Here is a 12,139-nt window from a genome sequence, read left to right on the forward strand (position 1 = left end):
CCCGCCAGATTAGCCCGGCTGCGCGGGACGTGGCAAGTCAGACGGGCACGGCCCCTTCCAGAACCCGATCAATCATTTCTTGCGTCCCGCGCGAGAATTCCAAGGGGCACGGATACTCTGCCCCTTCGCGTATCGAACGGCCGAATGCTTCGACCTGCAGCTTGTAGTGATCGTCGCCCGGAAAGCGTGTGACCTGAACCTCAAGCCCCGGGCGGTGCAACTCGACCCGCGCTTCGCCAAAGACCCGCGCGTTGAATGGCGCGCTCAGCCGGATCACACCGCCTTCGCCGTGAAACACCATTTCCTGATGCGGGTGCATCCGAATCGAGACATAACTGGAATAGGTGAAATCCGGGAACTGCGCGCGGATCTCGGTAAAAGTGTCGATCCCGTCTTCCCACCGGATCGCGGAGTCGGCCTGCACCGGTTCCTGTCCTGTCGCAAAGCGTGCGCCGCCGATCACATAGACCCCGATATCCCGCAACGCACCGCCACCGGTTTCCACGCGGTTGCGGATATTTCCGGTATCCGCGCGATTGTCAAAACTGAACGCACCGGTCACATGCACCAGCTTACCGATGGCCCCGTCTTCGATCAGCTTTCGCACCAGCTGCCACTGCGGGTGATGCACGATCATGTAGGCTTCGGCCGCCAGCAACCCGGTCTCATCCCGCTTTTTGATCAGCGGCGCGAACTCGGTCGCAGTCATGACCATGGGCTTTTCGCACAGCACATGCTTGCCCGCGTCCAGCGCCTTGAGGGCCCATTCCACATGCAGGTGATTGGGCAGCGGGATGTAGACGGCTTCGATCTGAGGATCGGCCAGCAAAGCCTCATAGCTGTCATAGATCGTCAGGTCGGGGCAAAAAGCTTGGAACGGTTCGGCCTTGTCCGCGCTTGACGTCGCCAGCCCTGCCAGACGTGCTCCATTGGCCGCATGGATCGCCGGCGCCATGAATTGGCGCGCAAACTTGGCGGCGCCCAGAACACCCCATTGAACTGGTTGTTGCATATGTCCCTCCGACATGGATGAATAAGGGTGCAATTCGATGGTTATCGCTAACAACCCTTTTTCCGCCCTTCTAGCAACCCGCCGACGTTAAGTCAGGCTTTTATCTGCACCGAACCGCCCTAATCTGCCCTCATCAGTCGAGAGGGAGTGAGAATGAAGAGGGTCTTCAAATGGATAGGCGGGCTGCTTGTGCTTGCCGTGATCATCGGTGCGGTGGTGTTTTTTGGGTTTCTACCGCCCTACATCGAAGCAAAGCGCAACAATGTGATCGATCATACCCCGTTTGACGTATCCGGTGACGCCGCCGCTTTGCACGAGACCCTGATTGTCGGCGACCTGCACGCAGACCCGCTGTTGTGGAGCCGTGATCTGACCGAGCGCGGCACACGGGGCCAAGTCGATATCCCCCGCCTGATCGAAGGCAACGTCGCCTTGCAGGTCTTTACCGCCGTGACCAAATCCCCCGCCGGACAGAACTATGAGGCCAACTCGGCCGAGGCGTTCGACAACATCACCCTTTTGGCAATCGGTCAGCTTTGGCCCTTGCGCACCTGGGATAGCCTGAAAGAACGCGCCGTCTATCAGGCCGAAAAGTTGCACCAATTCGAGGCAGCCTCGGATGGGCGCTTGAAGGTTGTCAAAACCCAGGCCGATCTGGACGCTGTTTTGTCCGCACGTGCAGCAGGTCAACCGGTTATCGGTGGCATTCTTGGCATCGAAGGCGCACACGCGCTGGAAGGCGACCTGAGCAATCTGGACACGCTGTTCGATGCCGGGCACCGCGTCTTCGGCCTGCACCACTTTTTCGACAATGAACTGGGCGGCTCGCTGCATGGGTTTGGCGACACTGGCTTGACCGATTTCGGCCGTCAGGTCGTCACCGAACTGGCTCAGCGCCCCGTGGTTATCGACCTTGCGCATTCCAGCCCACAGGTCGCCCGGGAAGTGATCGCCATGACCGACGTTCCCCTGATTGTCAGCCACGGCGGCCTGCGCGGGTTCTGCCCCGTCAAGCGTAACTTTCCGGACGACCTGATGCAGGAAATCGCCGCAACCGGGGGCGTCATCGGCATGGGATATTGGGCGGATGTGACCTGCGGCGACATCACTCCGACGGGTATCGCCAGGATGATCAAGGCCGCAATCGAGACCGTGGGCGAGGATCACGTATCGCTGGGATCGGACTATGACGGCTCGGTCGAGACGGCGTTTGATACCTCGGAACTGGCCGCTTTGACATCGGCCTTGCTGGCGCAGGGTCTGACCGAAACGCAGGTTCGCAAGGTGATGGGTGAGAATATGGTGCGCGTCTTCAGGCAACAATTGCACTAAGTGAAACCTGCACCATAACCGCATGATTTCACTGTTGGGTTTACCGCTTTATTGGGCGGCTTCACGCCCGATTCAAATCGCGACATCCGAATTTCGTGATCCATTTTCCGACCACCCCCGTACCAATTGTATCGCCGGTGGGAAGTTGTGCCCTTGCAGGCCCTTCCCCAACCAATGGCGACAAACAGGGTGGGAGATGAACCGAAATGCCAGACATGACAGATGGACCAACGATCACGGAACGCGTTATTCAAATTAGCGGAGACCCGGGGACATTCGACAACAACGGAGGCGATTTCGACATCCTCCGCGAAGCCGTTATCGCTGCAGGACTTGCTGGAACATTGGACAGCGACGCGGTTGACCTGACCGTATTCGCACCAACCGATGCCGCCTTCGTGGCCTTGGCTCAGGCCTTGGGCTATGGCGGCTCGGATGAGGCCGGAGCGCTAGGGCACATCGTGAAGGCACTGACACTGCTGGGCGGCGGTGATCCCCTGCCCCTGCTGACCAACATCCTCAAATATCACGTCGTCGACGGATCATTCACCAAAGAAGCCGTTGTCGGCCTTGGGGACGGCGCCCAGATCGAAACCTTATTGGGAACAAGTCTGGAACTGAACCTGCTGAGCAACCCTCCAAGCCTCGAAGACGCGGACCCCGGCATTGCGGACCCGGGGCTGATTGCCTTCGACGTCGAGGCCTCGAACGGGATCATCCACGTCCTTGACGGCGTGCTGCTGCCAGTCTCGGTCACCGGCATTCTGGGGCAGAAGAATACGGATTTCATCATTGGCGACGACTCGGATGAGTTTCACTTTACCGGGCGCGGTCAGGATTTTGTCCATGGCGGCGGTGGCAATGACTTCATCATCGCCGGGCGCGGCAACGATGTTGCCTTGGGCGGCAGCGGACATGACATCATGTTCGGCGGGCGCGGCAAGGATATCCTGCGCGGTGACGAAGGCGATGATTCCATCTTTGGCGGTCGCGGCAAGGATTTGATCGATGGCGGAGCCGGAAATGATTTTCTGATCGGCGGACGCGGGCACGACACCTTCTTCTTTGACGATGGCGACGGAGAGGACCTCATCCTCGACTTCAAAGTCGGCAAGGACAAGATCGACCTCAGCGCCTATGACGGCATTCACAGCTTCGAGGACATCGAAGACCACATCTCGGGCGGGTTCTACAGCACAACGATCGAGTTGGCGGATGGCGACAGCATAGACCTGATTGGCGTTCGGGCCGGACAGTTGTCCGAAAGCGATTTTGTCTTCGCGTAACAAAAAAGCCCGCCATTCAAGGCGGGCTGTCTCAGCTTGGGCAGGTCTCAGACCGTGCCCAGCATTCCTTTTTCACGCGCCAGTTCACGCATCTTTTTCTGCAGCTTCTCGAAGGCACGCACCTCGATCTGGCGAATGCGCTCGCGGCTTACATTGTACTGCGTGCTCAGCTCTTCCAGCGTGACGGGCTGATCCATCAGACGGCGCTGAGTCAGGATGTCTTTTTCCCGATCATTCAACACGTCCAGCGCAGCCGCCAGCAACTCGCGCCGCGCATCCAGTTCGTCGCGCGCCTCGTAATCGCCGGCCTGGTCGGCATCTTCGTCCTCAAGCCAGTCCTGCCACTGCATCGTGCCTTCGCCCTCGGACCCAACGGTCGCGTTCAGCGAGGCATCGCCGCCGGACATCCGGCGGTTCATGCTGATGACTTCTTCTTCGGTCACGCCCAGATCTTCGGCGATCTGTTTGACGTTCTCTGGGCGCAGATCACCCTCTTCCAGAGCACCGATGCGGGCCTTGGCTTTGCGCAGGTTAAAGAACAGCTTTTTCTGCGCCGATGTCGTGCCCAGTTTCACCATCGACCATGACCGCAGGACGTACTCCTGGATCGAGGCACGAATCCACCACATTGCATAGGTCGCCAACCGGAAGCCCTTTTCCGGGTCGAACTTTTTGACCGCCTGCATCAGCCCCACATTGGCCTCGGAAATCACCTCGGCCTGAGGCAAACCATAGCCGCGATAGCCCATGGCGATCTTGGCAGCCAATCGCAGATGCGAAGTGACCATTTTATGCGCGGCTTCAGTATCTTGCTCTTCAACCCAACGCTTGGCCAGCATGTATTCTTCTTCCGGCTCCAACAGCGGGAACTTGCGAATTTCCTGCATATAGCGGTTCAGACCGCCTTCCGGCGTCGGCGCGGGGAGATTTGCGTAATTTGCCATGTTTCATGTCCCTCCGACAAATGTTTAAGTCGTTAACATAGGATATGGGAATCCGTACCGACTCGTTCAAGAGGTACCGTTAACAGTTTGAAATTAACGTTCGATAAAGGAAATCTAAGAAAGCCTTATTCACGCAACTTTGCGCATTATGTCAGCGGCACGCGCAACTGTTCAATCAGTTTTTGCACGTCGTCCGGCAGCTCGGCCTCAAAACGCAGGTTTTCACCCGTTACCGGGTGTTCAAAGCCCAAAACGGCAGCATGAAGCGCCTGGCGCGGAAAGGCGCGGACAGCCTCGGCGGTCGCAACACTGAACGCTTTGGCTGCCAATTTTCGCTTCCCCCCATAAACCGGGTCTCCCACCAGACCATGCCCCGCATGGGCCATGTGAACACGAATCTGGTGCGTGCGGCCGGTTTCCAGCCAGCATTCGATCAACGCCAGGCCGGCCGGGTTGCCAAACGCCTCAACCACGCGTCCTCGCGTCACGGCATGGCGGCCACCGTGAAACAGCACCGCCTGTCGTTGCCGGTCGGTTTTGTGCCGGGCCAATTGCGTGGTCAGGCGCATGATGTTGCCGGGCTCAAAGCTGACGCCCTTCACGCCGCGCAGACGGGGGTCGTTGGCATCGGGCACGCCGTAGCAGATGGCTCGGTAATACCGCTCGACCGTGTGCGCCTCGAACTGGGCCGCAAGCCCGTGATGCGCTGCGTCCGATTTGGCAACGACCAGAAGACCGCTGGTTTCCTTGTCGATGCGGTGCACGATGCCGGGGCGTTTCACCCCGCCGACGCCGGACAGGTCATCGCCGCAGTGGTGCAGCAGTGCATTCACCAGCGTCCCGTTCGGCGAACCTGGCGCGGGATGCACAACCATGCCCGCCGGTTTGTTGATGACGATCAGGTCGGCGTCCTCGAAGACGACCTCCAGCGGGATGTCTTCAGGGCCGATATGGCTGTCTTCTGCTTCACCCACGGTGATCGTCACTGCGGCGCCTTCGGCAACTTTGGCCTTGGGATCGCGCGCCTGCGCCCCGTTAATCAGCACCGCGCCTTCGTCAATCAACCTGGTCAGCCGCGTACGCGACAGGTTTTCCTCGGCTGGCACATCGCGCGAAAGCGCCTTATCAAGGCGTGGCGGCGGATCGGCCGCAATCTGAAACTCAATCTGACGGGTGCCCATGACTGTCCCTTCCGAACCCCAAGAACCGCAGGAAACGCCACAGCTTCGCCTGCTGTGGAGAATGGTCATGCTGCTGACCGCGGTGATGATTGGCGGGGTTCTAGTGACATTCGCACTGATTGTCATCCGGCTATCGGACAGGACCCCCACCCTGCCCGATCAGGTCGAGCTGCCCGATGGCGCCACGGCACAGGCCGTGACCATCGGCAACAATTGGTATGCGGTGGTGACGAACGACAACCGCATTCTGATCTTTGACAAGACAACCGGCCGCCAGCGTCAGGAAATTACCGTCCAGCCCTGACGCTCAGTTTTCCAACGCCATGCGGAACACGATTTCGGACGCGCGACGCAGCGCGTCATATTCCTGCGCCGTGTCGCGGCGGAATTTCTGATCGTCTTCGCTCAGCTCAACTGGGTCGAACAACTGAGGCCGCTCGGGGAAAAACTCCTGCTGGAATGGCACATCGTGGCGGGCAACGAATTCGTCCAGCCAGGCCCGTTCATCCGGTTCCAAAACGTCGAACCGTCGGATCATGACCGGTTCTTCGACCACGCGCCTACGCAGACGACGGCTTGCCTGCCGGCCCAGCGCCCGTGTCACAATGCCAAAGGCCTCGCTGGCGGCCCGTGACTGAGACGGGTTCGAGGGCCGGTCAGTCACCCCGCCATCGGGCAAAGACACGCCGATATGCGACATGAAATCATCAACGACATTCCCCTGCACCATCTGAGAACGATCATACAGGAGCGGTGAAACGGCGACCCCCGGAAACGCCTGACGGATTCGATCCAATTTCGCCGAGAAACTGTAGATACCGGGGTCAGCCTTGATCCTGTCCAACAAGTTGAGGACATAGTCGGTTGCACTGCCCCCCAACCGGCCGTTCTTGGCGCGTTGCTTGTAATCCGCCTCAAGAAAATCAGAATACCTGCGGCAATAGTAGGTGATCCGCAACTCGCGCGAGGGGATTTCCGCAAAGACCTGCGCCAGCTTGGTCAGATCACAGTTATAGAACATCTCGGACGACACCAGACAGGCCTGATCTCTGTGCGCCTCGTATTCGACGGCCATAGCCTCGCGAAACATGTCCATCGGCTGATTGGTCTGGTTCATGTGGAAGGCAATGATGTTGTGGCTTATCGCAAGACGCCCCTGCCCTTCATGGCGGCGCCGTCCGGTTTCCATATAGCGCAGCCCCACATCAGCAAGCAGAGCCCTGTTCTGCTGCACAAAGCCCTGAAGCGCGGTCGTGCCGGTCTTGGGCATACCCAAATGCAGCCAGAGCATCAGATGCCTCCTGTTTCAGATGTGGTCCCGCTCATTCGTTTAGACTGGCCGCAAAATCCGTGGTCATCCGCTGCATCAGCTCCTGCATCTCGGGCTGTTCGCGCAGTTGCACAATCTTCTGTCTGTGCAGGTCACAGGACATGTGGTGCAACCGGGCTGTCTCGGGGTCCGCAAGCAATTCGTAATACTGCTCGCGCTTGCGGTCGAGGATGGCATCGATTGAACCGTCTTCCTCGACGTTGTGGTTCATCATGTCCCAATACTCCATGCCAAGGCTTTCCCCCGTATGGTGGGCACGACCGCGCAGTTTCTTGACCAGATAGCTTTCGCAGGATTTCAGCGCATAGTGGTTGATCTGCACCAGATCATAGCCAATGGAATCCCGCGCAGAACGCCAGCTGCCGGTAAAGTACCGGTCCGGCATCAACTGCCCCGATCCGTTGTACCAATGGCATTCCTCCATGGACTCGACCGTGGGTCGCTTTGGTCGGTGAACCCCCAGCGTGTCCCAAAGCTCGCGCCGGAACATCGTCTTGAAACCCCAAGCCTGCGGCGGGCGAGATTTTTGCTGCAGCGCCGCGCGCCGGAACTGATCCGACAGGAACCGGTCTTCGTACCGCACGACACCCGCATTCCCGAACAGACGCCATGTCATCGATATCATTTTGGCATCCGGCACTGCATCAGTCAGCGCCCGCAGCGTGCTGTCCCCGGTCTTGACGTTGATATGTTCGTCGGCATCGATGACAACCACCCAGTCTTGGGGCCGCGCGATCTCCATCTTCAGGAATTTCCGGTAGGCCCGTTTTTGCGGGTTGCTCTGGCGGCGTGCATTGTTGTCGACATGGGTCAGGATGCCCCTTTCGTCCAGCCGCTGCAGCAACGCATCCGTGCCATCGGTGCAGTCATTGGTCATCACGACAATCTGGTCGATACCGATCGCGCGGCAATGGGCTACCCATTCCAGCACAAAGGGACCCTCGTTCTTCATCGGGGTCACGCTGATGTATCGGGGATCGTGGTCAGACACTTACTCGCCTCGTGTTTTACCGCTTATTGAACCTGCGCCCATATTCCTGCGGTTTTCGCTCGGGCCACAGACTAGGCTTACCCGGCGCAACAGCCAAGAGGTATCCAGCATCGTTTTGAACGCCTGTGCCATTCTCATCAGGTCCGGGCCAACTGGTTTGCAAAACGCTTGAACGGCGGAAACAGGTCATTCGCCTTTTGCAGATAGGGCCGCGCCTTGCCCTTTTTGCCGCGCCGCAGGTATATCTGCCCGGCTTCACCCTGAATGACCGCCGAATTGTCATCGAGGTCAGCCGCCTGAATGATCTGGTTTTGCCCTTGCTCGGCGGCCTCATTCCGTTCCAGAAACTTCCCCATCGCAAAGACCAGAAACGGGTTTCCGGGATCGCAGGCCAAGGCCTCGGCCAGTGTCATCCGGGCGCGGGGCAAATCGCCATCCGCCTCATACAGCGTCGACAGCCTTTTGTGATAAAGCGGATTTTCCGGCCAGCCCGATGTGATTTTTCGCATTTCATCAATGGCCTGGGGCAAGCTGACGGCGCCCAAATGCCAATGCAGCATAGTTCTGCCCCCCAGAACCCCCGGATCATCAGCGGTGATACCGTCGAGGGTGTCGAACCCCTCGCTCAAACGCTCCATCCGGGCGCGATCATCATGAATTCGGCGGGCTTTTTGATCCAGGGCCAGATCAGCCCAATCCATCAAGACGAAATCGAAATTGCAGGGCTGCCGGACCAGAACCTTGTGCTGCACCAGATACAGATTGTTGAATGGTGGAAAGCGCCGCCGCCGAACCTGTCTCTGAACCTGCCAGTCCGTCGGTGGAAACAGGCGGGCGGAAATCTGATCGCGGTACAACATTCGGGACGCCAGCACCGTCACATCGGGGCGCAAGGGCTTGCCCCAGAATGCCCGCGCCAAGTACCGGCTGGCCGACCACCGTTTCTTTTGCGCCCCCAGCGTGGCCGCGCGCAACGCAAGCAAGACCGCGTAGTCCTCGGACCACAGGTTTTTGTTGTCCAACCCGCGTGCGGCTAGCTTTTCGCAGTCTTTCCACTTGGACAGGTAGAAACAGTTTATCGCCTGCAAAAGCGGCATGAAGGCATTGTCGGCCCCGGCTTCCAGAATAGGTTGGGCCAGTTCGTAGGCTTTTTCTATTTCATCCTGCGCGGACAGGTACTGCGCCGCCTTGGCATAGATATGGGCCGCCTCAGACGGGTTCAGAAAGGCAGTGGGACCTTTGGAAACGCGGTCAACCACGCGATGATTGGCTACAGAGATTTCTTCTTCAGCCAAGACATCCTTGAACACCAAACGTTGCCGCCCCGAAATTCGAGCAGCGGCCATTGAAAACGCCGATATGTACGGCGCCACCACCTGCTCGGCCCGTGACATCGTATACAACTCAAGAAAGTCGCGCTGCGCCCGCGTCATGTCCGAAACATCCGCGATGTCCGACATCTGCAACAATTCAGGGTAACGCTTCTGGAACCGGGCGATCAGTTCGAGTTGATCCGAGAACATGATGGCCGTTTGCCCGGTGGTTTTACTCAGATGCGCCTCGTACAACTCTTCCGGTTCGATCTTTGCGGGCCAGGTCGTGTGCTTCCAGGGCAATCCGTTCAGAATGTCTCCGCGGCGGATGTGATAGGCCGACACGCCCTGCCCCGACAACTTTTCATCCGCGCGGGCCATAATGGCGCGGATCTCGTCCGTGAAACCGATCTGATGGATGAACTCCCGGTATCGCGGGCGGATCGCCTCGATATCCTCCCACGGGAAGGCCAGCACCTCGAACCCTTCCTCGACCAGAACCGAGCGGCCCGCGTTGAGATGCGCAATCAGACGATCCGGGGTTTTGTCCCCCTGAAAGGCCCAGATCGGCAGGGCCTTTTGGGCAAGCCGATCGAATTCCTTGCCGCTGAGAAAGCACGCATCCATCCAGTCCCGCGCGAACAACTCCTGTGGCTGATCCAGCTCGGGCGCGTCCGATCCTTGCGGAAACCAGTTTACCTTGTAGGTAGTGCCAAAATCCTCGGCCAGACGGATGCAGGTCAGCATCATCAGCAGGCGCGCGCCCATGCGGTCTTTGCGCTGTCCGATGAACACCCCTTTTGCAGGCATCATTGAGAGCTTTCGGCCAAAGCAGCGCGACGCAACGCCCGGAACCTCTGGCGGGCCTGTCGGACCAGTTGGGGGTGACGCTCACCTGCCTGCGCCGCGATGGCGCGCATGACCATCGGCAGGCCGCGGCGCGCGCGCATCATCCGATAAAACTCCTCTGGCTGCAGCGAACCGTCCATCGCCTTCAGCATCACCGGCTTGAGGATATCCAGCTTGCGCAGCATCGGGGCCGCAAAGTGGTTCGAAAACCACGTCTTGAGCAATACCACGTTTTCGCCCTGCAGCCGCGTGACCTGCTGCCGGTCGAGGTCGAAAAACGGGTCATAAAACACATAGGCCTTGCCCGCCTTCTTCACCGTCTGCGCCGCGTCGCCCAAGGGCAGGTCCCAGTCCTGCACCTGACCAAAGCGATACCGGGTCTCCCACGGCACCAGACGTTCATCCAGCGTAGTCTGCGGGTTAAACGCGATCACGTTTGCACCAGGCACCAGTTCGGAAAAAGCCAGCGCCCCAAACCCGCCCATCGAGGCACCGGCAAAGACGACCTGATCGAACGCGTCAAAAAACCCCTCGGCCGCGCGGTTCTGGAAATACGAGATGATCTCGGGGTCGCGGTACCACGCCTTGGTGCGCGCAAAGACCCCCATATGGGACCAGCCTTCATCGCGGAAGAACTTCCAGCCCCAGGGTTCGCGCGCAAAGGACAGGTCGTTGGCATTGGCGATATTGTCGAAACTGACGACCAGTTGTGACGCAGAGCGTTGATGGAAAAGCACCGAATGGCGTTCGAGCTTTTGCAGGAACCCGGCGCCGTCACCACCGGGGTAGAGTTCGACGAACCACGGTGGCGCGGGATCGGTCAGAATACGCTCGTACCCCGTCTTGCGGTCGGGGTGTTCTGGTTTCAGCTGTTCTTTCGAAAGGTCGTCTGCCATGATCCTCAGATGAGATTATCCGCCAGCCACATCCGGAAATCCACCCAATCCGGGCGCATTTTGATTTCGGCGATTTTGGCGCGGTGCCAGTCGCAGGCCTGCCTGTGCAAGTCGCTCAGCACCGGATCTGCCTTCAACTCTTCCAGCAGCGGTGCTGCACGCCGCGCAATCGGCTGAATCGAGGCGTCGGCCTCTTTGTTGGCGTTCATGTCCTGCCAATAGGACTGCCCCTGATCCACCTTGATATGATTGGTTCGGCCCCGGTCACGCTTGATCAGAAAGCCATCCAGCGACCGGACCGAATAGTGGTGAAGCCGCCCAAGCGAATGGTCGAACCCACGCCAGGCCCGCCACCCCACCTTTTCCGCCGGGAACAGATTACCGCCGGCGTCGGACCAGGCGACCTCGCCTTCCTTGCCCTCTTCTATGCCCTTCGGACGATGCGGTCCGAAGCGGGTGAACTTGCCGTTGTTGCGGAAAAGGGTTTTCAGACCGTAGGCCCTGCCCGAGTGATAGGGAAACTCCTGATCCCCCATCTCGAAGGCTTCGGTCACCGGCCGGTCTTCAAAGCTGATATTCCCCGAGCTTCCAAACAGCTTCCACGCGAATGAGATCGCATCCACCGGCTGACCCGCGCGGGTTTCGACCTCAGAAATCAAAGCGTCAAAGCTGTTGTCGCCATGGCGGATGTTCCAGAACTCATCCACGTCCAGACACAGCAGCCAATCGGCTTCCTTGACCTTGGGCTGACGCCGCGCCCGCCGCAACATCTGATGTTGCGGGTTGCCACCCTCTTTCACCTCGTTCGAGACATGGGTGGCCAGCCCCAATTCCTGCAATCGGCGGGCAATATCATCGGTGCCGTCGTCGCAGTTATTGGTAAAGATCACAAAGTGATCGACCCCCAGCGTTTTGTGGAACGCGACCCATTCCAGCATATAAGGGCCTTCGTTTTTCATCGTGGTGAATACGGTAATGGCCTGCGACATCAACACTTCCCGATCT

General features: G+C 59.0%; 11 protein-coding genes. 3 read left to right on the forward strand and 8 right to left on the reverse strand.

The annotated features are described in order from the left end of the window. Positions 1–37: 37 nt before the first annotated feature. On the reverse strand, positions 38–1,012 hold the full coding sequence (locus tag ACR0DO_RS01725; RefSeq protein ID WP_480556339.1) for a Gfo/Idh/MocA family protein: 975 nt from the start codon (positions 1,010–1,012) through the stop codon (positions 38–40). Between the two features lie 153 nt (positions 1,013–1,165). Between ACR0DO_RS01725 and ACR0DO_RS01730 the strand changes: the two genes are divergently transcribed. Continuing rightward, positions 1,166–2,344 (forward strand): dipeptidase, encoded by a 1,179-nt coding sequence (locus ACR0DO_RS01730; protein ID WP_480556340.1) that lies wholly within the window; start codon positions 1,166–1,168, stop codon positions 2,342–2,344. Between the two features lie 206 nt (positions 2,345–2,550). Further along, a complete protein-coding gene (locus tag ACR0DO_RS01735) occupies positions 2,551–3,630 on the forward strand; it encodes a fasciclin domain-containing protein (RefSeq protein WP_480556342.1) in 1,080 nt (359 codons plus the stop codon). 47 nt (positions 3,631–3,677) lie between these two features. Here ACR0DO_RS01735 and rpoH read toward each other — a convergent pair whose 3' ends face one another. Together rpoH and ACR0DO_RS01745 are read right to left on the reverse strand one after the other, a co-directional pair. Then, positions 3,678–4,574: an RNA polymerase sigma factor RpoH gene (gene rpoH, locus ACR0DO_RS01740; RefSeq protein ID WP_170441897.1), complete on the reverse strand. Its 897-nt coding sequence runs from the start codon at positions 4,572–4,574 to the stop codon at positions 3,678–3,680. A 146-nt stretch (positions 4,575–4,720) separates the two neighbouring features. Next, on the reverse strand, positions 4,721–5,755 hold the full coding sequence (locus ACR0DO_RS01745) for an RluA family pseudouridine synthase (RefSeq protein ID WP_480556344.1): 1,035 nt from the start codon (positions 5,753–5,755) through the stop codon (positions 4,721–4,723). Between ACR0DO_RS01745 and ACR0DO_RS01750 the strand changes: the two genes are divergently transcribed. After that, positions 5,754–6,059 carry a DUF6476 family protein gene (locus ACR0DO_RS01750; RefSeq protein WP_480556346.1) on the forward strand — a complete coding sequence of 102 codons (306 nt, stop codon included), beginning with the start codon at positions 5,754–5,756 and terminating at the stop codon, positions 6,057–6,059. The genes ACR0DO_RS01745 and ACR0DO_RS01750 overlap by 2 nt on opposite strands. Before the next feature lie 3 nt (positions 6,060–6,062). Here the strand turns inward: ACR0DO_RS01750 and ACR0DO_RS01755 are convergent, their stop codons facing one another. The 5 genes from ACR0DO_RS01755 to ACR0DO_RS01775 all read right to left on the reverse strand — a co-directional run bounded on the left by ACR0DO_RS01755 (position 6,063) and on the right by ACR0DO_RS01775 (position 12,123). Then, on the reverse strand, positions 6,063–7,046 hold the full coding sequence (locus ACR0DO_RS01755) for a hypothetical protein (protein WP_480556348.1): 984 nt from the start codon (positions 7,044–7,046) through the stop codon (positions 6,063–6,065). Positions 7,047–7,077: 31 nt separating this feature from the next. Continuing rightward, positions 7,078–8,076, reverse strand: coding sequence for a glycosyltransferase family 2 protein (locus ACR0DO_RS01760; RefSeq protein WP_480556350.1), 999 nt, complete (start codon positions 8,074–8,076; stop codon positions 7,078–7,080). A gap of 137 nt (positions 8,077–8,213) precedes the next feature. Further along, entirely contained in the window at positions 8,214–10,202 is a 1,989-nt protein-coding gene (locus tag ACR0DO_RS01765; RefSeq protein WP_480556351.1) for a hypothetical protein, read from the reverse strand. After that, the gene (locus tag ACR0DO_RS01770) at positions 10,199–11,134 is read right to left on the reverse strand and encodes a hypothetical protein (protein ID WP_480556352.1); all 936 of its coding nucleotides are present in this window, start codon (positions 11,132–11,134) and stop codon (positions 10,199–10,201) included. The genes ACR0DO_RS01765 and ACR0DO_RS01770 overlap by 4 nt, the downstream gene beginning before the upstream one ends. A gap of 5 nt (positions 11,135–11,139) precedes the next feature. Beyond that, positions 11,140–12,123, reverse strand: a complete 984-nt coding sequence (locus tag ACR0DO_RS01775; RefSeq protein ID WP_480556353.1) for a glycosyltransferase family 2 protein — start codon at positions 12,121–12,123, stop codon at positions 11,140–11,142. Positions 12,124–12,139 lie beyond the last annotated feature (16 nt).

Source organism: Ruegeria sp. AM9, from assembly GCF_056540565.1.